Here is a 23,555-nt window from a genome sequence, read left to right as displayed (position 1 = left end):
AGTGTTTTCCGCGTGAAGCAATCACTCGTTTGTGCAGGCGAGGACTTCGGTCAATGAGGTGACCCCTTGCTTCACCTTCAGGAGGCCGGACTGGCGCAGATCTTTGACGCCTTCGGCCTGGGCCTGGGCGGAGATGTCCATCGAGTTGCCGTTCGTCATGATTATACGTGCGATATCTTCGGAGATCGGCATGACCTGGTAAATGCCCAGGCGCCCCTTGTACCCGCTGCCCTTGCAGCGTTCGCAGCCTTTCGGGCCGTAGGGCTGCCAGCTGCCGTCGAGATCTTCATCGGTAAAGCCCGCCGAGATCAGGGCCTCGATCGGGATGTCCACCGGCTGTTTGCAGGTGCACAGGCGGCGGGCCAGGCGCTGGGCGGTGATCATGATCACCGACGATGCGATGTTAAACGGCGCCACGCCCATGTTCTTGAGGCGTTCGAGCGTGGAGGGCGCGTCGTTGGTGTGCAGCGTCGACAACACCAGGTGACCCGTCTGGGCGGCCTTGACGGAGATTTCGGCGGTTTCCAGGTCGCGGATTTCGCCAACCATGATGACGTCCGGATCCTGCCGGAGGAAGGCGCGCAAGGCAGTGGCGAAGGTGAGGCCGGCCTTTTCATTGACGTTGACCTGATTGACGCCGGGGAGGTTGATTTCAGCCGGGTCTTCGGCCGTGCTGATGTTGACGCCGGCCTTGTTCAGGATGTTAAGGCAGGTGTACAGCGACACGGTTTTACCGCTACCGGTCGGGCCGGTGACCAGGATCATGCCGTACGGGCGCCCGATGGCCTCCATCAGTACGGCTTTTTGTTCCGGCTCATAACCCAGGGCCTCGATGCCGAGCATGGCCGAGCTGGGGTCGAGAATCCGCATGACGATCTTCTCGCCGTGCAGGGTCGGCAGTGTGGACACCCGGAAGTCGATGGCCTTGTTCTTGGACAGGACGAGTTTCATCCGGCCGTCTTGCGGAACCCGCTTCTCGGAAATGTCGAGGCGCGAAATGACCTTGATGCGCGCGGCGATCTTTTCTTTCAGCACGAGGGGCGGCTGGGCGATCTCGCGCAGGATGCCGTCGGTGCGGAAGCGGATCCGGTAATACTTTTCGTAGGGCTCGAAGTGGACGTCCGAGGCCCCTTCGTTGATCGCGTCGATCAGCAGTTTCTGGATGAAGCGCACCACTGGCGCATCATCCACCTCCGATGAGTTCTCCTCGGTAGCCTGGGCGTCGGTCACGCTTTCCTGGCCGAGGAGGTCCATGTCGAACTCTTCCCCGGTCATGTCCTTCAGCGTTGTCGTGGCCGATTCGGACAGGCGTTCCACCAGCGCAATGAGCTTGGGGGCCTCGACAACCACGGGGTCGACGGCGAGCCCGGTCTGGAAGCGGATCTCGTCGAGGATGCGCAGGTTCGACGGATCTGCCAGGGCCAGCGTCAGCCGGTTGCCGCGTCGGCCAAGGGCTGCAACCTGGTGCTTGTTCATCAGCTTGCGGTCGATGGCGTCCACGGCAAGGTGGGCTTCGTCGAAGGCGGCCAGGTCCATGACCGGCGAGCCGAAGGTCTCGGCGGCAAAGCGGGCCACGTCGGCAGCGCTCATCAGACCACGGTTGATGAGTTCGATGACAAAGTCGTTGGGGTTTGCCGAAGGCGACGAGCAGGCCACGGCTTCGGCTTCAAGGAGCCGACCATGCTGTACGAGGGCGCGGGCGAGACCGCTCAGGGCGGCGTGAGGAGTGGCGGACATGCCGGAGCGTCGATAGGGGTGAGCGGCCTGAAATGTGCTTGGATCATGCCGTTCGCCGCGGGGCTTGTAAAGCCGGGAAGCACGTTGTGGCTATTTGGGCGGTTGCGGGCGGAATATTCGCACGTTCTTGATGCGACGGTCCTCGGCTTGCACGACTTCGATGGGAACGCCGGCGATTTTCACCGATACGCCCGATTCGGGAATGTCCTGCAGGTGTTCGAGGATCAGGCCATTGAGGGTTTTCGGGCCATCGAGGGGCAGGCTCAGGCCGAGTTTGCGGTTGAGGGCGCGCAGGTGCTGGCTGCCATCGGCCAGTACGCTGCCGTCGGCGCCCCAGCTGAGTTTCTCGGTGGCATCGGGGGCGCTGGTGGTGAATTTGCCGATCAACTCTTCGATGATGTCCTCCAGCGTGACCAGCCCGAGGAGTTCGCCGTATTCGTCGACCACCAGCCCCAGCCGCTCGCGGTTCTCCTGGAAAAACTGGAGCTGCGAGTAGATCGGCGTACTGGCCGGAATGAAGTAGGGCTTGGCCAGCATTTCGCTGATGTCGGAAACGGACAGGCTGTGATCGAGGGTCTGGCCGAGCACCCGGCGGACATGGAGGATGCCGACGACCGCATTCATTTCACCGTCGAAAACCGGCAGGCGCGTGTGGTAACAGGTGGCCAGATGGCCCTGGATGACGTTGATCGAATCGGCGATATTGACCGCCTCGATCTGGTTGCGGGACGTCATCACGTCTTCGACCGTGATGTCTTCCAGTTCGAACAGGTTGAGCAGGATGCTGCGGTGCTTGGGCGGAATGAAGGAGCCCGACTCCAGCACCATCGTGCGCAGCTCTTCGGTGGAGAGTGTGTGGGCTTCCGGATCGGTGCTGGCGCGCAGGCGCAGCAGGCGGAGCAGGCCGGCCACGAACAGATTGACGAACCAGACGATGAAATAGAGGCCCTTGAGGAGCGCCGACAGGGGGTAGCTGACAAAGCAGGCCAGCCGGTTGGCGTGGTTGGCGCCGATGACTTTCGGGGTGATCTCGGAAAAGACCAGGATCAGGAAAGTGACCGCCAGGGTGCTCAGGCCGAGTACCCATTCCTCGCTGCCGAACAACTGGATCGTGATGACGCTGACCAGCGTTGCCGCGGCGGCATTCACGAGGTTGTTGAAGAGCAGGATGATGCCGAGCAGCTTGTCGGTCTGGCCGAGCAGTTCCAGCGCGAGGCGTGCGCCCCGCGAGCCGAGGTTGGCGGCCGAGCGCAAACGATAGCGGTTGGCCGCCATCATGGCCGTTTCAGCCATCGAGAAGAAACCGGATAACGCCAGTAGCGTAACCAGGATGGCTGATTGGGCGGAGAGGGGAATACTGTCCAAGCGGGGTGTGTCGGGAGATGATTTCCGGCCGAGTATTCAGGCCGGGTCAGGCCTTGTCAAGCCGGGCGGCCAAGGAGAACGTCCGAAACGAAGCGGCTGCCCACGTAGGCGAGCATCAGGGCGATGAAGCCGGCGAGGGTCCAGTACAGGGCTTTTTTGCCGCGCCAGCCCCAGGCATGCCGCCCCACCAGCAGGCTGCCGAAGAGAATCCACGAGATGATCGCAAAGACCGTTTTGTGGTCCAGACGGAAGGCCTTGCCGAACAAGGCTTCGGAGAACAGCACGCCCGAGCCGACGGTGAGGGTGAGGAGCACGAAGGCAATGCCGATCAGCCGGAACAGCAGGGTTTCCATGGTCAGCAGCGGGGGCAGGGAGGCCATGGCCCGGCTCAGTCGTGCTCCGTGCAGGCGCCGCTCGGCAACCGCCATCAGCATGGCGTGCAGGGCTGCCAGCGTGAACAGGCTGTAGGCCAGCATGGCAACCACGAAGTGGGCGCGAAACAGCGGTGAGCTGGCGTTTTCAAGCAGGTGCTGATCCGGGAAGAAGGCCGGCAGCAGTGCGCACACGGCCGCGGCCGGCATGGCCAGGGTCTGGAGTCCTTCGAGGCGGGCGTAGAGACTTTCGATCCAGTAGAACAGCATGGCCAGCCATAACATCAGCGACAAGGCCATGCTGAAACCGAAATGGATGCCCTCCGGCGAGAAGAACACGCTGTGCAATGAAAAGCCGTGGGCGACCAGTGCGGCGAGCATCACCAGCCGCTCCCACGGCAGCAGACCCTGGCGCTGGGCGACGGTCGGCGCACGCCAGCGGGTGTGCCAGAAATGAAGGCCCAGGAGCGCGTACAGGGAAGCGGGGAGGAGATGAAGTAGAATCGCGGACATTCTTTAAGTTTACTCCAAGGCCTCGGTCACGAACCATCATGCTGGATAACCTCACAACCCGACTGGCTAAAGTCGTCAAGACCCTGCGGGGTCAGGCGCGCCTTACCGAAGACAACATCCAGGACGCCCTGCGCGAAGTGCGCATGGCCCTCCTCGAGGCCGACGTGGCCCTGCCGGTGGTCAAGGATTTCATCGCCCGGGTGAAGGAAAAGGCGGTCGGCACCGAAGTGCTGAGCTCCCTGACCCCCGGCCAGGCCCTGGTGGGCGTCGTTCACCGGGAATTGACCGATCTGATGGGCGGCGCCCACATCGGTCTCAACCTGGCCACCCAGCCGCCGGCGATCATCCTGATGGCCGGTCTGCAGGGGGCCGGCAAGACCACCACCACCGGCAAGCTCGGCAAGATGCTGAGCGAGCGGATGAAGAAGAAGGTCATGGCGGTGTCCACCGACGTCTATCGTCCGGCCGCCATCGCCCAGCTGCAGATGGTCGCCCAGCAGGCGGGGATTGAATTCTTCCCGTCCACGGCCGACCAGAAACCGGTGGATATCGCCCTCGCCGCCGTTGATTACGCGCGTCGGCACTATATCGATGTGCTGCTGGTGGATACGGCCGGCCGGCTGGCCATCGACCAGGCAATGATGGAGGAAATCCAGGCGCTGCACGCCGCGGTCAATCCCATCGAAACCCTGTTCGTCGTCGATGCGATGCTCGGTCAGGATGCGGTCAATACGGCTCGCGCCTTCAACGAGGCACTGCCGCTCACCGGCGTGGTGCTCACCAAGCTCGACGGCGATGCCCGCGGCGGTGCGGCCCTGTCGGTGCGCCATGTCACCGGCAAGCCGCTCAAGTTCGCCGGTGTCGGCGAGAAGCTCGGCGGGCTGGAGGAGTTCCACCCGGAGCGGATGGCCAGCCGGATTCTCGGCATGGGCGACATCCTGTCGCTGGTGGAAGACGCCCGTCGCGGTGTCGATGAAGACAAGGCCAAGGAGTTCGCCCAGAAGCTCAAGAGCGGCAAGGGCTTCGACCTCAACGACTTCAAGGATCAGCTCGGCCAGATGAAGAAGATGGGCGGCCTCAGCAGTCTGATGGACAAGTTGCCGGCCCAGTTTTCGCAGGCCGCCGGTCAACTGCAGGGCGGTGTCGAAGAGAAAGCCGTCAAGCGCATCGAGGGCATCATCAACTCGATGACCGCCAACGAACGCGCCAAGCCGGAAATCCTCAAGGCTTCGCGCAAGCGCCGTATCGCGGCCGGTGCCGGCGTCACGGTGCAGGAGGTGAATCGCCTGCTCAGCCAGTTCGAACAGACCCAGAAGATGATGAAGCAGTTCTCCAAGGGCGGCATGCAGAAGATGATGCGTGCCATGAAGGGAATGATGCCGGGTGGTGGCGGCAGCTTGCGCTGACGCTGCCGCGCGCTGATGGAGGATTGCGACGACAGCATCGCTTGTGACGCGCTCCGGCTCGACTGCGAAGTCTGTTATCGGGCGGTTTTCGAAGCGGTGCCCGAGCCGGTCCTGCTCGTCGATGGGCAGGGCTGGATCGTCGATGCCAATCCGGCGGCAGCGCACCTCTATCACCGCCCTCGCGAGGCCATGCGTGGCCAGATCGTCGGTAGTCTGTTCGTCGATCCGTCCGTGCTTGAAGGCTTGTTTGAAAACCGCCGGGGGCAACTCCCGGCGGGTATTCATCTGCGTCAGGATGGCACCCGTTTTTTTGCCGAAGTCAGCGTCTCCTACATTCAGCAGCGGGGCGGCTCTTTGGCGATTTTGCTCGTTCGGGATGTGACCGCGGCTCGCGAAGCCGTGATCCGTCTCGAGGAGGCCGAGGAGCGCTGGCGTTTTGCCCTGGAAGGGGCTGGCGATGCCCTGTGGGACTGGGCCCTGGATAGCGGCGAAATCAAGGTCAGCGGCTCGTTCCGGGCCATCATTGGCTGGCCCGACGAGCGGCCCCTGCAAGGCAACGAGATCTGGCCCGAGCGGGTTCATCGGGACGATCTGCGCATGGCCATCGCCGCGTTTTCCGCGCATCTTGCCGATGCCCGGCCGATTACCGAAGTGGAGTTCCGCCTGCGTCTGGAAGATGGCAGCTACCGCTGGGTGGCCTTGCGTGGCAAGGTCATGCAGCGGGATGCCGGCGGCCGGCCGCTGCGCATGATCGGTACCGTGCGTGACGTGCATGAGCACTACCTCATCGAGGAGCGGGAAAAGCGTCAGCAGCAGGAGCTCGAGCGTGCCGGGCGGCTGATTCACGTGGGCGAGATGGCGTCCGCCCTGGCCCATGAACTTAACCAGCCGCTGACCGCATTGCGTAACTTCAGTGCTGTTGCCCTGCGCCGACTGGAGGAGCTTGGGGCTGCCGGCGAGCGCATCCGCGAGCCCCTGAAAATGATTGCCGAACAGTCCCTGAGGGCGGGTGAAATCGTCCATCGGGTGCGCGGCCTGGCCCGCAAGGGCGGGCTGGTGACGGCGCCGGTAGCGCTCAACGAGGTGGTCAGGGATATCGTTCGCTTCACCGAATTCGAGGCGCGTGCCCATGCCGTGCAGTTCGTGCTCGATCTGGCGGAGCCCTTGCCGGCCGTGCAGGCCGACCAAGGGCAACTGGAGCAGGTGCTCAGCAACCTGGTCAAGAACGGTATCGATGCGATGCGCGCCGTCCCGGGCGAGCGCATCCTGCAGATTCTCACCCGTCCGGGGCTGGACGGCATGGTGGAGGTTGCGGTTACCGACCGTGGGGAAGGGCTCGCCGAGGCTGTCCGCAGCGACCCGTTTGCCCCATTCGTGACGACCAAGCCGGATGGCGTCGGTCTGGGACTCGCCATATGCCGTACAATTATCGAGAACCATGGCGGGCGCTTGTGGGTCGAAAACAGTACGGTTCGGGGGACGACCTTCTGTTTATGCATTCCGTCCCTGGCCGGGTAAGTGCCGGCCGGTATTGCACATACATAAAATAAAAAATGCTTTTCCCACCAGGAGGCTGACATGAAAGGGCCGCTTGTTTGCGTGGTCGACGATGATGATGCAGTCAGGCTGTCCATAGGCCTGCTCGTCGAAACCCTGGGGTTGCCGGTTCGTTGTTTCAGTGGCGCGCTGGATTTGATGGCTGACGGAGAGGCCTTGCAGAATGCACATTGCCTGGTTCTTGACGTGCGCATGCCGGGCCTCAGCGGCGTAGGCTTGCAGGAGCGCCTGATTCGGCTTGGGTACAGCGTGCCGATCATCTTCGTGTCAGCCCATGGCGATGTGCCGATGGTGGCGCGGGCCATGCGCGACGGTGCTTTCGATTTTCTGCAGAAACCTTTCAACGAGCAGGTTCTCCTCGACCGGGTTCACGATGCGGTGCTGCTCGCCGCCCGGCGTCGGGAGGAGGCTGAGCGCCTGACCGAAATCCAGCGGCGCCTTGATGGCCTCACTGCGAGGGAGCGGGAGGTGATGGAGGGCATGGTTGCGGGCCGGCTCAACAAGCAGATTGCGGATGGCCTGGGCATCAGCATGAAGACGGTCGAGCAACACCGGGCAAAGGTCATGGAGAAGTTGCAGGTTGAATCGCTCGCCGAACTCGTACGGATCGTGATTTTGTCAGAACGCAAGGGTTTACCCTGATGTGTGACGGGGAAATGCCGGATTCGGCTAAAGTGATAAATTCAGGACAATGGCGACAGTTTTGCAGTTGTGCGTTTTCTGGCGCACTGTTGTCACAGGGTTCGCGTTGAAAAAAATACGCAGAGGTGGAGGAGACGCCCACGATGCGGTCCTGTTATTCATGTCAATGCAAGGGAAAGGGATTACATGTCGGCTGCCGGTTTCACGCAATTCGCTCCGCTCCAGATTGCTGGGATGGAAAGTCTGATCGAGCTTGGTCAGAGCCTGATGGAGCAGGCGCAGAAAATGACCCGTTTGCAGTTCGACGCCGGTCTGGAGTCTGCCCGTGAAGCAATGGCCGCGACCCAGGCTTTTTTTGAGGTGAAGGATGCCGAGGGGCTGGCCCAGTGGCAAGCTGCCTACCTGCAACCGAATCTCGAGCGTGCATCCGACAGCGCCCGCCAGCAATATGGCGTGCTGGTCGAAACCCGCAGCATCCTTGCTGACGCGCTGAAGCAGTCGGCCACCGAGGCGAGCCGCCAGGTGCAGGAAAACATCGACCGTCTGGTCGTCGGTGCCCCCGAAGGCTTCGAGCCCCTGTTCAATGCGATTCGCACCGGCCTGAATGCGCAACTTGCGGCGATGGAGAGCATCACCAAGGCTGGCGAGCAGATCACTGAAATCGCGGCCTCCAACGGCCTGCTGCCCGAAGTGGCCCCCAAGGCCCCGGTCAAGACTCGCGCCCCGGCGAAGCGCAAGGCCGTCTGACCTGACGCAGTAAAAAGTGCCAAAAAGGCCGCCCCTGAAAAGGGCGGCCTTTTTGCATGTGCGCAAACTGGTAGCATCGCCCCCATGCTGGAAGATCATGAAAATGTGCATGCCCGTGCCTATCGGGCATTGATGAGTTGCGAGCCATCCGACAAGGTGGCGCTGGTGCGGGCGCTTTGCCAGGACTGGGCCGCTGGCCTGGTGCCTTTGCCCGATGGCAGTGTTGCCCCGGCCTTGCCGGTTGACGACGCGGGGCGGCCGCAGAGGCCGGAGTTGCTTGCCCATACGTCGGTTCCGCGCCGCCGGCCCGGCTCTCCCGAAGGGCTGGCGGCCTTGCTGCATGCCATTGCGCATATCGAGTTCAACGCGATCAATCTGGCTCTTGATTGCGTCTATCGCTTTCGCGGGCTACCGGTCGATTTCTATGCGGGCTGGCTGACGGTGGCGTTTGAAGAGGCTTATCACTTCGGTCTCGTGGCTGATCGGCTGCGCGATGTGGGCTTTGCTTACGGCGATTTTCCCGCCCACCGCGGCTTGTGGGACATGGCTGTCAAGACCGCGGACGATCCCCTGACGCGGATGGCCCTGGTGCCGCGGGTTCTGGAGGCCCGCGGGCTGGATGCCACGCCGCCCATCGTGGCCAGGCTGAAACACATCGGCGATGCCGCAAGCATTGCGGTGCTGGACATCATATTGCGTGACGAGATTGGCCATGTGGCGCTGGGCGACCAGTGGTTTCGCTATTTTTGCGCCGAACGCGACCTGGAGCCCGAGGCAACCTATCTGGCCTTGATGAACGAGTTCGAAGCGCCCTGGCCGCCCAGGCCCCTGAATGTGGAAGCCCGCCGGATGGCGGGCTTCAGTGCCGACGAAATCACCCGGCTGGAGGCGGGGCGGCCGCGTCTTGTTCAGCGTGAATCGTAGGCTGCAAGAATAGAAAAAGGGGTGGTCGGAACCACCCCTTTTTTTCACTGCATCAGCACGCCCGAAGGCGCCCAGGCTCAGCGCAGGCCGGCGGCGAAGTCGGAGACGGCCTTGATTTCCGGATCGGTCATTTTGAGGGCGATGGTGCGCATCATCTTGGCCGGATCGTTGGCGCGTTCGCCAGCACGGAAGGCCTTCAGCTGGGCTTCGGTGTAATCGGCGAACTGGCCCGACAGACGCGGGAACTGGGCCGGCAGGCCGGCACCGGCGGGGCCGTGACAGGCCGCACAGGCGGGAATGCCGCGCTTCAAGTCACCAGCACGCCAGAGTTTCTGGCCGAGCTCGATGGAGGCCTTGTTCTTGGCGCTTTCGGGCTTGAGGGTCTGGCCTGCGAAGTAGGCGGCCACGCCCTTGGCGTCGTCGTCGGAGAGCATCGCAGCCATGCCGGCCATGATCGGGTTGGCGCGCTCTGCGGGTTGACCGCCTTCGCTCTTGAAGTTCTTCAGCTGCTTGTAGAGGTATTCCGCATGCTGGCCCGCGAGCTTCGGGTTCGCGGGGATCTGGCTGTTGCCATCAGCGCCGTGGCAGGCGCCGCAAACCTGTTCTGCAGTCTGTTTCGCCTTGGCCAGGTCGGGCTGGCCGGCGGCCTTGTCTTGAGCCTGAACCGCGCTGGCGGTCAGAAACAGCGAAAGCAGAAGTGAACGCTTGATCATGATGTCCTCGGAAGCCAAGAATGTGGATGTCTCAAACCTGCTATTCTATAGTAATTCCAGTCATTTGCGCGATGCAATAACATGCGTCGCGCCTGCCAAAGCATCTCATGTCCCTGTTCCGTAACGCCCAGTTTGAAATTTCCGTCGCCAAGCCGAACGGTCTGCCCCCGCCCAACGGTCCGGAAGTCGCCTTTGCGGGCCGCTCCAACGCCGGCAAGTCGAGCGCCATCAACACCCTTTGCGATCACGTCCGTCTCGCCTTCGTGTCGAAGACGCCGGGACGTACCCAGCTGATCAACTTTTTCCGCCTGCGTAACGGCGCCGTGCTGGTGGACTTGCCGGGCTACGGTTATGCCGAGGTGCCGGAAGCCGTTCGCCTGCAGTGGCAGGGCCTGCTTGAGGATTACCTCACCACGCGGCCGAACCTGGTCGGGCTGGTCCTGATCATGGATTCCCGTCATCCGCTGAAGGATCGGGACCGCGTCATGCTGGGCTGGTTTGCGCCCAGTGGCCGTCCGATCCACGTGCTGCTCACCAAGAGCGACAAGCTGACCCGTACCGTGCAGGCGACGACCCTGGCCGCCGTGCGCAAGGAACTGGCCCCGCTGGGTGCGCAGGTGACCGTGCAGTTGTTCTCGAGTCTCAAGAAGACCGGGATCGAAGAGGCCGAGCAGGTTGTCGGATCATGGCTGGCGACTCCGGAAGAAGAAGTTCCGGCTGCCTGACATTTGCATGACATGCGTTTGACGCAGCAGGGTTTGTGGTAAAAAGGCGCTTCATTGTGCAGTGCCCACTTTTCTGACTTCAAACACGCCAAACCTGTCATGGAACTTCAATCCGTCATTCTTTCCGGGGGCTCCGGCACCCGTCTGTGGCCTCTCTCCCGCGAACAGTATCCCAAGCAGCTGCTGGCGCTGGTGGGCGATGAAACCATGCTGCAGGCCACTGCAGGCCGGCTGGCCGGGTTTTCCGGGCGTCTGCCGGTGGCATCGGCACCCATCGTGGTCTGCAATGAGGAGTACCGCTTCGTCACGGCCGAGCAACTGCGCTCGACGGGGCGTGCCAGTCGCAGCATCGTCCTTGAGCCGGTTGGTCGCAACACCGCGCCGGCCCTGACTCTGGCGGTGCTGGCTGCCGGTGAGGCCGATCCGGTCCTGCTGGTGATGCCTGCCGATCACGTCATGCGTGATCTGGCCGGCTTTCAGCAGGCCATCGACGCCGGCATTCCGGCGGCCCTTGACGGGGCCATCGTGACCTTCGGCATCGTTCCCGATCATGCGGAAACCGGTTACGGCTACATTCGCTTTGGCGCCGAGCGCGCGGATGGCAGCAAATCGATTGCGTCCTTCGTCGAAAAGCCCGATGCCGTCACGGCACAGCGTTACCTGGATAGCGGCGAATATCTCTGGAACAGCGGCCTTTTCATGATGAAGGCGAGCACCTGGCTGAAAGCCATGGACCATCTTCAGCCGGCCATGGCCAAGGCTTGCGCGGCAGCCTGGGCGGCGGGGTCCCGCGATGCGGATTTCCTGCGCGTGGACAAGGAAGCCTTTCTTGCCTGCCCGTCGGACTCCATCGACTACGCCATCATGGAAAAGCTGGCCGGTGCCAGCGAACTGGGGATCGCCGGCTGCGTGGTGCCCATGTCAGCCGGCTGGTCGGATGTCGGGGCGTGGGACGCCTTGTGGGAAATCGCTGACAAGGACGCCAGTGGCAATGTGGCGCGGGGTGATGTGCTGTTTGAAGACAGCCGCAACACCCTCGTCTATGCCCAGGACCGCATGGTGGCCTGTGTCGGTCTGGACGATGCGGTGATTGTCGAAACGCCCGATGCCGTGCTGGTGGCCCGCAAGGACAAGACCCAGAACGTCAAACAGATCGTTGCCGCCCTCAAGCTGGCCAAGCGCAGCCAGGCTTCGGCCCACCGCAAGATTCACCGTCCGTGGGGCTGGTATGACTCCATCGACAACGGCGAGCGCTTCCAGGTCAAGCGCATCGTCGTCAATCCGGGGGCGCGTCTCAGCTTGCAGATGCACCACCACCGCGCCGAGCACTGGATTGTGGTGAAGGGTACTGCTGAAGTCACCAATGGCGACAAGACCTTCCTGCTCGGTGAAAACGAGTCCACCTACATTCCGCTAGGGCACGTGCACCGACTTGCCAACCCGGGCAAGGTGCCCCTCGAGATCATCGAAGTCCAGTCGGGGAGCTACCTCGGCGAGGACGACATCGTCCGTTTCGAAGACACCTACGGCCGGGGCTGAGTCCGGCTCAGGCCGGATTCGGGTTGAAGGAAAAGCGGGCAGGCACTTCTGCCCGCTGAATCCGGCCGACAGGCAACTGTTGGCCGGCCCAGTTCAGGGTAATCGGCCCGTCAGGTGCTTCAAGGTTGCCGTCCATCAGTTCGCACAGCGCCGGCAGGTCACGGTCGTCCAGCAGGGCGGCGCCGTGTTCGCTGCGCAGGACAAGGCTGCCTTCTTCGTCCAGCCAGGCTTCCGAAATCGACATGACCGGCAGGCCGGTATGGGTTTCCAGTTGCCCCGGTGCAACGAGACGCAGGATGCTTGGTGTGTAGTCGAGGCTTACAAAAACCTGCTGCGGGCCGTTCTGAAAGTACCAGCGGCCGTCGGGTGTGGCCAGATAGTTGCGCCCGATGAAGGCGCGCAGCCCCGCGTGACGGATCGGCCCTTCGGGTACCCACCATTCGCCCCGCCGCGACAGCCTGAGCCAGCCCGTGCAGGACGGGACATCGGGCCATTTGGTCAGGGCGAGGCGAACGGCTTCATCCATGGCGGCGGGCGCTGCGTATCACCACATCTTCCACCATGAGGTGGTCGCATTCCCGTTTGGGGCGGCGGTGTAGTAAGTGCTGTTCGGGAAGTTCTTGCGCATGACGCGTTCGGCATCGTCGCGCAGTTCCGGCATGTTCAGGGCGTCGTAGCTCTTGACCATCAGGAACAGCGCTTCTTCGGTGGCCGGCGACTGGGGGAAATCCTTGATCGTTGTCTGGGCCCGGTTGGCCGCCGCCACATAGGCGCCGCGACGGTAGTAGTAACGGGCCACATGCACGTCGTAGGAGGCCAGTGCGTTGAGCAGATAACGCATGCGCAGCTTGGCGTCGGGCGTGTATTTACTGTCCGGGAAGCGCTGGACGAGTTCCTTGAAAGTTTCAAAGGAGATCCGGGTGGCCTTGGGGTCACGCTCGGAAAGATCCTGCCTGGCCAGGCTGCCGAGCAGGCCGAGGTCTTCGTTGAAGTTGGCCAGGCCCTTCAGGTAGTAGGCGTAGTCGACGTTCGGATGATTCGGGTGGAGCTTGATGAAGCGCTCGCAGGCGGCGATGGCCGAGGCCGGCTCGCTCGACTTGTAGTAGGCGTAGGCCACTTCAAGCTGGGCCTGCTGGGCGTAGCGACCGTAGGGGTAGCGCGCTTCCAGCTTCTCGAACATCTTGATGGCGCGGTCCCAGGCCCCGTCGGACATGGATTCCTTGGCTTCCGTATAGAGCTTCTGGGCGCTCCAGCTGACGGTTTCGTCGACCTGATCCGGCATGCCGCTACAGCCGGCAAGCAGGAGGAAGGCGGTAAGCGTTAAACTACGCAGGGTGAAATGCGCCATTGAAAACTCTTTGGAAGAAGACTGGGCCGATTATAGCCCAGCCATGTCTTCCCCTTCGCCGCAACGCGAGTCGATTCCCGATGATTGTGCTGGTCTGCGGGTAGACCAGGCTCTCGCTCGCTTGTTTCCTGAACATTCCCGCAGTCGCCTGCAATCCTGGCTGAAGTCCGGGCGGATTCTTGTGAACGGCGCTTCGCCCGATTCCAAGACCAAGGTCTGGGGGGGCGAAACCATTCTCGTCAGCCCGGAACCGTCCGAGTCCATGCTTGCCGAGAAGGCCGAGGACATTCCGCTCGACGTGGTTTTTGAAGACGACACGGTGGTCGTCATCAACAAGCCCATCGGGCTGGTCGTCCATCCGGGTAGCGGCAACTGGTCTGGCACCTTGCTCAATGCGCTGCTGCATCACGGCAGTGTTTTCCGTGAGGTGCCGCGCGCCGGCATCGTGCATCGCCTCGACAAGGACACCAGCGGCCTGCTGGTTGTCGCGAAAAGCCTCGAGGCGCAGACCGAACTGGTCCGCCAGCTGCAGGCGCGCACGGTCAAGCGCCACTATTACGCCCTCGTGCATGGTTCGCCGGCATCGAGTGGCGAGGTGAACGCGCCGGTCGGTCGTCATCCGGTGAATCGCACCAAGATGGCGGTTGTGCCCGGCGGGCGCGAAGCCCTGACCCGTTACCGGGTCATCGAGCGCTTTGCGCGAGCCACCCTCGTCGAATGCGAACTGGCCACCGGACGAACCCACCAGATCCGTGTTCACATGGCCCATATCGGCCATCCGCTGGTGGGCGACGCCACCTATGGCAAGCCCCGCAGCTCGGACCCCCGTCTCGACGCTTTTCCGCGACAGGCCCTGCATGCCTGGCAGCTTGGCTTCATTCATCCACTCAGTGGCGAACCCTGCCGCTGGAATATCGATCTGGCCGCCGATATCGAAGGCTTGCTGGAAGTCCTGCGCGAGAGCCCCACGCCGTGACCGCCGACTGGATTCGGCCCGACTGGCCAGCGCCAGCGCGGGTGCGGGCCTTGTCCACGACCCGTTGCGGCGGCGTTGGCGGGCAGCCCTACGACAGCCTGAACCTGGGCACGCACGTGGGTGACCTGCCAGCCAGCGTGGCGGCCAACCGGGCGATCCTGCGCGGTGTGCTGCCGGGCGAGCCGTACTGGTTGAACCAGGTGCACGGCACCCGGGTTGTCGATGCTGCCTGCCCTGACGGGGTGCCCGACGCAGATGCCTCGGTGAGCCGTCGTCCCGGCGCCGTTTGCGTCGTAATGACGGCCGATTGCCTCCCGGTGCTGCTGTGTGACCGGGCCGGCTCGGTAGTCGGCGCTGCCCATGCGGGGTGGCGCGGTCTGCAGGGCGGGGTGATCGAGGCGACGGTGGCGGCGATGCAAGTGCCGCCGTCGGACATCATCGCCTGGCTGGGCCCGGCCATCGGCCCGACAGCCTTTGAAGTCGGTGACGAGGTGCGTGCCGCGTTTGTCGACGCCGAACCCGGCGCCGCGGCAGCCTTCCGGCCCGGCGTCCAGTCCGGCAAGTGGCTGGCCGACATTTACTTGCTGGCTCGTCTGCGCCTGCAGTCTCTTGGCGTGAGCGGTGTTTTTGGCGGAGACCTGTGCACCGTCACCGACCGGCAGCGCTTCTTCTCCTACCGCCGTGACGGCGTGACCGGGCGGATGGCCTCCCTGGTCTGGCTCGACTAGGCTTGCCGGTTCTTTTCGTGACAAACGCTATACTGCGCGGCCCATTTATTGCCGAATGCCCATGACACCCCTCGTCTGGATTGTCTTTATGAGTTTTGCCGGCGGGCTGCTCAGCGTGCTGGTGGCTTCCGGATTTGCCTATGCCGCCCGGCCGAACTGGGTGCCGGTCCTGATCAGCTACGCCATCGGCGCACTGCTCGGCGCCGCCTTCCTTGAGGTGCTGCCGCACGCCATCGAAGCGGCCGAAAGCCCGCAGCAGGCCGCCATCAACGTGCTGGCAGGCATCCTGCTGTTTTTCGTGCTGGAAAAACTGGTGCTGTGGCGGCACTGCCACGACGAGGGCTGTCATGGCCACGAGCACAACGGGCACGATCACGGGCGCAGCGGCCTGCTGATCCTCGTCGGCGACACCTTTCACAACTTCGTGGACGGCGTGCTGATTGCCGCCGCCTTCGTCGAGAGCACGCCGCTCGGGATCGTCACCGGCATGGCCATCATTGCCCATGAAATCCCGCAGGAAGCGGGCGACTTCCTGATTCTGCTGCACTCGGGCTACAGCCGCCGCAAGGCGCTGCTCTTCAACATGCTGTCGAGCCTGGCGACGCTGGCCGGCGGCCTGCTGGCCTATTTTGCGCTATCCCATGTCCAGTCGCTGGTTCCGGTGTTTCTCGCGCTGGCGGCCGCGAGTATGATCTACGTCGCGGTTGCAGATCTCATTCCGGGTTTGCACAAGCGAACTGAATTGCGTGCCACCGCGCAGCAGGTATTATTGATCGCTGCCGGCATCGCTTCCGTCGTCTTTGCCCACCCCCTCGCGGAGCGAGCGCTGGGCTGAGCGGCGGCGACGGGTCGGCGTGCCAAACAGCCAGAGAAACAGGGAGAGCGGCGCAACGCCATAGAATAAAAAAGTCAGTACCCCGCCGATGACGGTGGTTTCCGCTGCGGTGGCCAGCAGCGCGACATAAAGCCAAGCGATAGCAACAATATACATACCCGGATTCTACAAGGCCGTAGCGCTGGCTGGGGGTTGTGTCCCCAATACCGGTTTGCTTCAGGCTGCGTCGTCCTGGTGGGCACATAAAGGAGAGGTGGATGTCTGTTACCCCGGAGCAGTCAGCAGAGGCACTACAGGGCATGTTCAAGTTCGGTCAGTCGATGGCCGAAGGGTTCTTTGATTTCCTCGGCAAGCAAGGTGTCGCCTTTCCGCAGGCAGCACCGACCCCGATTCCGCAAATTCCCATGCCGGAATCCCAGGAGCTTGCAAAACTCCAGCAGGAACTCGCCGAAGCGCACGCCCGCTTGTGGGCCTCCATGGCCCAGCTCAAGCCGGGCGAGTCCGCCGAGCCGCTGATCAAGCCCCAGCCGGGCGACCGTCGCTTCAATGCGCCGGAATGGTCGGCCAGCCCCGTTTTCAACTACATCCGCCAGGCCTACCTGCTCAACGCGGACTACCTGAACAAGGTTTCCGACGCGCTGCCGGTGGCCGACGGCCGGGCCAAGGCGCGCATGCAGTTCATGACCCGTCAGTACATCGACGCCATGGCGCCGTCCAATTTTGCGGCGACCAACCCCGAGTTCATCCAGACGGCGCTCGCCACCAAGGGTGAAAGCATCACCCAGGGCATCAAGAACCTCATCGGCGACATGGAGAAGGGGCGCATCTCGATGACCGACGATGCGGCCTTCGAGATCGGCACCAACCTGGCCACCACGCCGGGTTCCGTCATCTACGAAAACGAGCTGATCCAGCTCATCCAGTACGCGCCGCTGACCGACAAGGTTCACAAAACGCCGCTGCTGATCGTCCCGCCCTGCATCAACAAGTTCTACATCATGGATCTGCAGCCGGCCAACTCGCTGGTGCGCTTCATCGTCGAACAGGGTTTCACCGTCTTCCTGGTGTCCTGGAAGAACGCCACCGCAAGCGAAGCCCACTTCGGCTGGGACGACTATCTCGACAAGGGTCCGATCACCGCCTTGCAGGTCGTGCGTGAAGTGACCAAGGTCGACAAGCCCAACGTGCTCGGCTTCTGCGTCGGCGGCACCATCCTGTCGTCGGCCCTCGGCGTGCTGCGTGCCAAGGGTGAAGATCCGGCCGAAAGCCTGACCCTCATGACCACGCTGCTTGATTTTGCCGATGCCGGCGAAATCGGCTGCCTGGTGGACGAAGCCTCCGTCGCGGCCCGCGAAGCCGCCATCGGCAAGGGCGGTCTGCTGCAGGGGCGCGAACTGGCGCAAGTCTTCTCCAGCCTGCGGGCTAACGACCTGATCTGGCAATACGTGGTCGGCAACTACCTCAAGGGCAAGCAGCCGGAAGCCTTCGACCTGCTCTACTGGAACTCCGACAGCACCAATCTGGCTGGCCCCTTCCTGGCCTGGTACCTGCGCAACATGTACCTCGAAAACAACCTGCGCGTGCCCGGCAAGCTCGAAATGCTCGGCACCAAGGTTGACCTCGGCAAGGTCGATCTGCCGGCCTACCTGCTGGCCACCCGCGAAGACCACATCGTGCCCTGGACCAGCGCCTACCTGGTGCGCCAGATCCTCGGCGGCGAAACCACCTTCGTGCTCGGCGCCAGCGGCCACATCGCCGGCGCCATCAACCCGGCCTCGAAGAACAAGCGCAGCTACTGGGTCAGCGACTCCACCGCCTCGGTACCCGAAGAATGGCTCGAGACCGCCGCGGAGCAAAAGGGCAGCTGGTGGCTGCACTGGATCGAATGGCTCAAGCCGCGCAGTGGCGACATGGTTGCGGCGCGCAGCAAGCCCGGCAATGCCAAGTACAAGGTCATCGAGCCCGCTCCCGGACGTTACGTAAAGGAAAAGGCCTGAACCGTTTTGCACGGCGACCGGGAAACCTGGCGCCGGAGAATTAAAAAAAATGCGTCGGCGGCGGGGAAGACGGGGGCGCTGCCGGCGTGAGTGAGGACCCCCGCATAATCCAATAAGGAGGGAGAAAACATGGCTCGTGTAGCATTGGTTACCGGTGGTATGGGCGGTCTTGGCGAATCTGTCTGCATCAAGCTGGCAGCGCTCGGCTACAAGGTCGTAACGACCCACTCACCGGGAAACACCACCGCCGCCGAATGGCTGCAAACAATGAACAACATGGGTTACGGCTTCAAGGCCTACCCGTGCGACGTGGCCGATTTCGATTCCGCCAAGGCTTGCGTCGAACAAGTCACAAAGGACATCGGACCGGTTGATGTGCTGGTGAACAACGCCGGCATCACCCGCGACATGACCTTCAAGCGCATGACCAAGGCCGACTGGGATTCCGTCATCCACACCAACCTCGACAGCGTGTTCAACATGACCAAGCAGGTCATGGACGGCATGGTTGAGCGCAAGTGGGGCCGGGTCATCAACGTGTCCTCGCTGAACGGTATCAAGGGTGCTTTCGGGCAGACCAACTACGCTGCCGCAAAGGCCGGCATGCATGGTTTCACCAAGTCCCTGGCCCTCGAAGTCGCCAAGTCCGGCGTCACCGTCAACACCATCTCGCCGGGCTACATCGGCACCAAGATGGTCCTTGCCATTCCGCAGGAAGTCCTTGAAACCAAGATCCTGCCGCAAATTCCGATGAGCCGTCTTGGCAAACCGGAAGAAATCGCCGGCCTGATTGCTTACCTGTCTTCCGACGAGGCAGCGTTCGTGACCGGCGCCAACATCTCTATCAACGGCGGTCAGCATATGTTCTAATCGCCGTTCTTTATGGCACCGCAACAAAAGGAAAGTGAAATGACTCAACGCATCGCTCTTGTTACTGGCGCAGTCGGCGGTCTCGGCACTGCAATCTGCAAATCTCTCGCTGCCGCCGGTGTTCGTGTGGTTGGCAATTTCTTCCCCGGCGATCCCGCCAAGGATGCCTGGGTTGAAGCCCGCAAGGCCGAAGGCCTCGACATCCCGCTGTACGGGTTCGACGTTTCCGACTACGAGCAGTGCAAGGCAGCCGTTGAGTCGATCGCCGCCGAAGTCGGCCCGATCGACATCCTGGTGAACAACGCCGGCATCACCCGCGACAAGTTCTTCCCGAAGATGGAAAAGGGTCAGTGGGATGCGGTCATCGCGACCAACCTCACCAGCCTGTTCAATGTGACCCACACCATTTCCCCGAAGATGGCGGAACGTGGTTTTGGCCGCATCATCAACATCTCCTCGGTGAACGGCGTCAAGGGTCAGGCCGGTCAGACCAACTACTCCGCCGCCAAGGCTGGCGTGATTGGTTTCACCAAGGCACTGGCGGCCGAGCTGGCCACCAAGGGCGTGACGTGTAACGCCATCGCCCCGGGCTACATCGGCACCGACATGGTCATGGCGATCAAGGAAGAAGTCCGCAACGCCATCATCGACACCGTGCCGGTCAAGCGTCTGGGCAAGCCGGAAGAAATCGGCGCTGCCGTGGTGTACCTGTCCTCCGATCTGGCTGGCTACGTCACTGGCGCCACCCTGAACGTGAACGGCGGTCTGTACTACCAGTAATCCGCTGCGCCACGCTTCACACCAACCCCGCCGCACGGCGGGGTTTTTTTTTGCGCAGCGCAGTATAATCTTCGATGGCGACTCTATCGCCGCCTTGGAGAAGACACAGATGGCCGATCAAATTCGCCTGATAAAAAAGTACCCGAACCGCCGCCTTTACGATACGCAAACCAGCTCCTACATCACGCTCGCAGACGTGAAGGAACTTGTTCTTGAAAATGCTGTTTTCCAGGTAGTCGACGCCAAAAGTGGCGAAGAACTCACCCGCAACATCCTCCTGCAGATCATCCTCGAAGAGGAAGCCGGCGGGGCACCGATGTTCACCAGTGACCTGCTCTCCCAAATGATCCGCTTCTATGGCAATGCCATGCAGGGGATGATGGGCAAGTATCTGGAGAGCAACATCCGGTCCTTCACCGACATGCAGGCCAAGCTTCAGGATCAGGTCCGGTCGGTATATGGCGAAAATGCCACAGTCAGCCAGGATCTGTGGGCCCAGTTTCTGAACCTCCAGGGGCCGGCCATGCAAAGCATGATGGGCGCCTACATGGAACAGAGCAAAAAGATGTACGCGCAGATGCAGGAGCAGCTCGACAGCCAGACGCGCAACATCTTCTCGGGCTTCCAGTTCCCGACTTTTGTGGCCGGTTTCACACCGGACAAAAAAGACCCTCAAGCGGCCACTGACGAGCCGCAGGGCACGCCCAAGAAATAACACACGGGGCCGCGCAATCGTCGCGGCCCTTGCACTTCCCCTCTTCAGGTTTTTACGCATGACCCAAGCCAAGCAAGCGGCCGCCCCCAAAGTCGGCTTCGTCAGTCTCGGATGCCCCAAGGCATTGGTGGACTCCGAGCACATCCTCACCCGTTTGCGCGGCGAGGGTTACGAGATTTCTCCTTCCTACGAAGGTGCCGACCTCGTCGTGATCAACACCTGTGGCTTCATCGATGCTGCGGTTGAAGAATCCCTCGACGCCATCGGCGAAGCCCTCAGTGAAAACGGCAAGGTCATCGTGACCGGCTGTCTGGGCGCCAAGGCCGACGTGGTCATGGCCGCGCACCCGCAAGTGCTCGCCGTCACCGGGCCGCATGCCACCGAGCAAGTCATGAGCGAGGTGCACAAGCACCTGCCAAAGCGCCACGATCCGTTCATCGACCTGACCCCGCCGCAAGGCATCAAGCTCACGCCGGATCACTACGCCTACCTCAAGATTTCCGAAGGCTGCAATCACCGCTGCACCTTCTGCATCATCCCGTCGATGCGTGGCGACCTGGTCAGCCGGCCCATCGGCGAAGTCATGCGCGAAGCCGAAAACCTCGTCAATGCCGGCGTCAAGGAACTCCTCGTCGTCTCGCAGGACACCTCCGCCTACGGCGTCGACACCAAGTACCGCACCGGCTTCTGGGGCGGTCGCCCGCTGCGCACCAAGCTCTACGACCTGTGCAACGCCCTCGGCGACCTGGGCGTGTGGGTGCGCCTGCACTACGTTTATCCCTATCCCAGCGTCGATGACATCATCCCGCTGATGGCCGAAGGCAAGATCCTGCCCTACCTCGACGTGCCCTTCCAGCACGCCAACCCGCGCATCCTCAAGGCCATGAAGCGTCCGGCCAGCGCCGAAAACAACCTCGAGCGCATCCGCCGCTGGCGCGAGATCTGCCCCGATCTCACCATCCGCTCGACCTTCATCACCGGCTTCCCCGGCGAAACCGACGCCGAATTCGAAGAACTCCTGCAGTTCCTCGACGAAGCCAAGCTCGACCGCGTGGGCGCCTTCGCCTACTCGCCGGTTGAAGGCGCCGCCGCCAACGAACTCGCCAATCCGGTGCCCGAAGAAGTCCGCGAAGAGCGCCGCATCCAGCTCATGGAGTTCCAGGAAGACATCTCCACCGAACGCCTCGAACGCTTCATCGGCCGCGAAATGACCGTGCTGGTCGATGAAATCGACGAGGAGGGCGCCTTGGCCCGTTCGCCCGGCGACGCCCCCGAGATCGACGGCCTGGTCGTCATCCCGAACGGCGAAAACCTCGAGCCCGGCCAGTTCGCCCGCGTGCGCATCACCGACTGCGACGTGCACGACCTCTACGCCGAACCCATCTAAACCTCCCCCGTGGGTCAGCGTCCGATGTCTTTGTGGGTCGGCGTGCGATGTTCTTGTGGGTCGGACTTCAGTCCGACAACCCAGGCTCAACCTCCGAGTCGGACTAAAGTCCGACCCACAGCGTCGGCGTGCGATGTTCTTGTGGGTCGGACTTCAGTCCGACAACACGGGCTCAGCCTCCGAGTCGGACTAAAGTCCGACCCACAGCGTCAGCGTGCGATGTTCTTGTGGGTCGGACTTCAGTCCGACAACCCAGGCTCAACCTCCGAGTCGGACTAAAGTCCGACCCACAGCGTCAGCGTGCGATGTCTTTGTGGGTCGGACTTCAGTCCGACAACCCAGGCTCAACCTCCGAGTCGGACTAAAGTCCGACCCACAGCGTCGGCGTGCGATGTTTTTGTGGGTCGGACTTCAGTCCGACAACCCAGGCTTAGCCTCCGAGTCGGACTAAAGTCCGACCCACAGCGTCGGCGTCCGATGTTCTTGTGGGTCGGACTTCAGTCCGACAACCCAGGCTCAACCTCCGAGTCGGACTAAAGTCCGACCCACAGCGTCGGCGTCCGATGTCTTTGTGGGTCGGACTTCAGTCCGACAACACGGGCTCAACCTCCGAGTCGGACTAAAGTCCGACCCACAGCGTCGGCGTCCGATGTTCTTGTGGGTCGGACTTCAGTCCGACAACCCAGGCTCAACCTCCGAATCGGACTAAAGTCCGACCCACCGGGAAAATCATCCTGCTTCCATGAAACGCCCCCCTCGTATCGGCATCGCCCTCGGCAGCGGCTCCGCCCGTGGATGGGCGCATATTGGCGTGCTGCGGGCACTGGCCCGCGAGGGCATCGAGCCGCAGATCATCAGCGGCTGTTCCATCGGCGCCTTCGTGGGCGCCGTTGCCGCATCTGGCGACCTCGAAAAGCTGGGGCTGTGGGTTGAAGCCCTCGGCTGGCAGGACGTGGTTGGCCTGATGGATATGGGCCTGCGCGGCGGGCTCATCAAGGGCGACAAGCTGATCGCCTTTTTCGAGCGCAACTTTGTCGATCGCGACTTCACCGCGCTGCCGCATCTGTTCGGCTGCGTCGCCACCGACCTGCAAAACGGGCACGAAGTGTGGTTGCGTGAGGGCAGCGTGTCGGCGGCCGTGCGTGCGTCCATTGCGCTGCCCGGTCTGATGACGCCCTCCTGGCAAGACGGGCGCCTGCTCGTCGATGGTGGGCTCGTCAATCCCGTGCCGGTGTCCCTGGCCCGGGCCATGGGGGCAGACGTGGTCATCGCCGTCGATCTCAATTCCGACCTGGTCGGCGCCGCCTGGCGTGGCAGGGCAGGGCCGTCGGTGCCCGCCGAGGCACCCGGCTGGTCGCGCAAGCTGCTGGCCCGCTTTGGCCGCAACGGCACCCCGCTGGCCGACGACAACGACGCCCCCGAAAGCCTGCCCTCCATGCTCACCGTCATGCAGAGCAGCATCTCCATCATGTCGGTGCGCATCGCCCGCAGTCGCCTGGCCGGCGAACCTGCCGACGTACTGATCTCCCCGCGCCTGGCCCAACTCGGCCTGATGGATTACCACCGCGGCCCCGAAGCCATCGCCGAAGGCGAAGCCGCCGTCGAACTCGCCCTCCCCACCATCCGCCGCGCCCTCAGCCAACGCTGACCCCCACAGCCCAGCCCCCCGTGGGTCGGACT

Annotated in this window: 22 protein-coding genes; 16 read left to right on the top strand and 6 right to left on the bottom strand. The window is 62.7% G+C overall.

The window, feature by feature from the left end:
- Positions 1-21 precede the first annotated feature (21 nt).
- From pilB to ETQ85_RS17385, 3 genes are all read right to left on the bottom strand, one after another.
- Positions 22-1,737, bottom strand: coding sequence for a type IV-A pilus assembly ATPase PilB (pilB, locus tag ETQ85_RS17395; RefSeq protein WP_148580354.1), 1,716 nt, complete (start codon positions 1,735-1,737; stop codon positions 22-24).
- A 90-nt stretch (positions 1,738-1,827) separates the two neighbouring features.
- Positions 1,828-3,102, bottom strand: coding sequence for an HlyC/CorC family transporter (locus ETQ85_RS17390; protein ID WP_148580353.1), 1,275 nt, complete (start codon positions 3,100-3,102; stop codon positions 1,828-1,830).
- A 56-nt stretch (positions 3,103-3,158) separates the two neighbouring features.
- Positions 3,159-3,986: a cytochrome C assembly family protein gene (locus tag ETQ85_RS17385; RefSeq protein ID WP_148580352.1), complete on the bottom strand. Its 828-nt coding sequence runs from the start codon at positions 3,984-3,986 to the stop codon at positions 3,159-3,161.
- A 38-nt stretch (positions 3,987-4,024) separates the two neighbouring features.
- Between ETQ85_RS17385 and ffh the strand changes: the two genes are divergently transcribed.
- The 5 genes from ffh (at position 4,025) to ETQ85_RS17360 (ending at position 9,262) form a co-directional block, all read left to right on the top strand.
- Positions 4,025-5,392, top strand: a complete 1,368-nt coding sequence (gene ffh / locus ETQ85_RS17380) for a signal recognition particle protein (protein ID WP_148580351.1) — start codon at positions 4,025-4,027, stop codon at positions 5,390-5,392.
- Positions 5,393-5,407: 15 nt separating this feature from the next.
- Positions 5,408-6,910, top strand: coding sequence for a PAS domain-containing sensor histidine kinase (locus ETQ85_RS17375; protein ID WP_148580350.1), 1,503 nt, complete (start codon positions 5,408-5,410; stop codon positions 6,908-6,910).
- A 60-nt stretch (positions 6,911-6,970) separates the two neighbouring features.
- The gene (locus ETQ85_RS17370; protein WP_148580349.1) at positions 6,971-7,591 is read left to right on the top strand and encodes a response regulator transcription factor; all 621 of its coding nucleotides are present in this window, start codon (positions 6,971-6,973) and stop codon (positions 7,589-7,591) included.
- Positions 7,592-7,777: 186 nt separating this feature from the next.
- Entirely contained in the window at positions 7,778-8,338 is a 561-nt protein-coding gene (locus ETQ85_RS17365; RefSeq protein ID WP_148580348.1) for a phasin family protein, read from the top strand.
- Between the two features lie 84 nt (positions 8,339-8,422).
- Entirely contained in the window at positions 8,423-9,262 is an 840-nt protein-coding gene (locus tag ETQ85_RS17360) for a ferritin-like domain-containing protein (protein WP_148580347.1), read from the top strand.
- 77 nt (positions 9,263-9,339) lie between these two features.
- On the opposite strand, the gene ETQ85_RS17355 is transcribed toward ETQ85_RS17360, so the two are convergent.
- Complete coding sequence (locus ETQ85_RS17355; RefSeq protein ID WP_148580346.1) at positions 9,340-9,975, bottom strand: c-type cytochrome; 636 nt, start codon at positions 9,973-9,975, stop codon at positions 9,340-9,342.
- Between the two features lie 107 nt (positions 9,976-10,082).
- Here ETQ85_RS17355 and yihA point away from each other — a divergent pair, with 107 nt between their 5' ends.
- Together yihA and ETQ85_RS17345 are read left to right on the top strand one after the other, a co-directional pair.
- Positions 10,083-10,700 (top strand): ribosome biogenesis GTP-binding protein YihA/YsxC, encoded by a 618-nt coding sequence (yihA, locus tag ETQ85_RS17350; protein ID WP_148580345.1) that lies wholly within the window; start codon positions 10,083-10,085, stop codon positions 10,698-10,700.
- A 99-nt stretch (positions 10,701-10,799) separates the two neighbouring features.
- A complete protein-coding gene (locus ETQ85_RS17345) occupies positions 10,800-12,239 on the top strand; it encodes a mannose-1-phosphate guanylyltransferase/mannose-6-phosphate isomerase (RefSeq protein ID WP_148580344.1) in 1,440 nt (479 codons plus the stop codon).
- 7 nt (positions 12,240-12,246) lie between these two features.
- Here ETQ85_RS17345 and ETQ85_RS17340 read toward each other — a convergent pair whose 3' ends face one another.
- Together ETQ85_RS17340 and ETQ85_RS17335 are read right to left on the bottom strand one after the other, a co-directional pair.
- Positions 12,247-12,765, bottom strand: coding sequence for a DUF2946 family protein (locus ETQ85_RS17340; protein WP_148580343.1), 519 nt, complete (start codon positions 12,763-12,765; stop codon positions 12,247-12,249).
- 18 nt (positions 12,766-12,783) lie between these two features.
- A complete protein-coding gene (locus ETQ85_RS17335; protein WP_148580342.1) occupies positions 12,784-13,587 on the bottom strand; it encodes an outer membrane protein assembly factor BamD in 804 nt (267 codons plus the stop codon).
- A 43-nt stretch (positions 13,588-13,630) separates the two neighbouring features.
- Between ETQ85_RS17335 and rluD the strand changes: the two genes are divergently transcribed.
- The 9 genes from rluD (at position 13,631) to ETQ85_RS17285 (ending at position 23,523) form a co-directional block, all read left to right on the top strand.
- Positions 13,631-14,563, top strand: coding sequence for a 23S rRNA pseudouridine(1911/1915/1917) synthase RluD (gene rluD, locus ETQ85_RS17330; RefSeq protein WP_187394750.1), 933 nt, complete (start codon positions 13,631-13,633; stop codon positions 14,561-14,563).
- A gap of 41 nt (positions 14,564-14,604) precedes the next feature.
- Entirely contained in the window at positions 14,605-15,291 is a 687-nt protein-coding gene (gene pgeF, locus ETQ85_RS17325) for a peptidoglycan editing factor PgeF (protein ID WP_246128803.1), read from the top strand.
- Positions 15,292-15,346: 55 nt separating this feature from the next.
- Positions 15,347-16,126, top strand: a complete 780-nt coding sequence (locus ETQ85_RS17320) for a ZIP family metal transporter (protein ID WP_342781959.1) — start codon at positions 15,347-15,349, stop codon at positions 16,124-16,126.
- 257 nt (positions 16,127-16,383) lie between these two features.
- Positions 16,384-18,123, top strand: a complete 1,740-nt coding sequence (locus ETQ85_RS17310) for a PHA/PHB synthase family protein (protein WP_148580337.1) — start codon at positions 16,384-16,386, stop codon at positions 18,121-18,123.
- A 129-nt stretch (positions 18,124-18,252) separates the two neighbouring features.
- On the top strand, positions 18,253-18,993 hold the full coding sequence (phbB, locus tag ETQ85_RS17305; protein WP_148580336.1) for an acetoacetyl-CoA reductase: 741 nt from the start codon (positions 18,253-18,255) through the stop codon (positions 18,991-18,993).
- A gap of 39 nt (positions 18,994-19,032) precedes the next feature.
- Complete coding sequence (gene phbB, locus ETQ85_RS17300) at positions 19,033-19,773, top strand: acetoacetyl-CoA reductase (RefSeq protein WP_148580335.1); 741 nt, start codon at positions 19,033-19,035, stop codon at positions 19,771-19,773.
- 109 nt (positions 19,774-19,882) lie between these two features.
- Positions 19,883-20,488 carry a polyhydroxyalkanoate synthesis repressor PhaR gene (gene phaR, locus ETQ85_RS17295; RefSeq protein WP_148580449.1) on the top strand — a complete coding sequence of 202 codons (606 nt, stop codon included), beginning with the start codon at positions 19,883-19,885 and terminating at the stop codon, positions 20,486-20,488.
- Between the two features lie 58 nt (positions 20,489-20,546).
- Entirely contained in the window at positions 20,547-21,875 is a 1,329-nt protein-coding gene (gene rimO / locus ETQ85_RS17290) for a 30S ribosomal protein S12 methylthiotransferase RimO (RefSeq protein ID WP_148580334.1), read from the top strand.
- 742 nt (positions 21,876-22,617) lie between these two features.
- Complete coding sequence (locus ETQ85_RS17285; protein WP_148580333.1) at positions 22,618-23,523, top strand: patatin-like phospholipase family protein; 906 nt, start codon at positions 22,618-22,620, stop codon at positions 23,521-23,523.
- The last annotated feature ends 32 nt before the right edge of the window (positions 23,524-23,555 follow it).

It is taken from the genome of Zoogloea oleivorans, from assembly GCF_008107625.1.
Lineage (GTDB): Bacteria > Pseudomonadota > Gammaproteobacteria > Burkholderiales > Rhodocyclaceae > Zoogloea > Zoogloea oleivorans.
The sequence above is the reverse complement of the archived record's forward strand: the minus strand, read 5'-3'. Positions and strand labels throughout refer to the sequence as shown.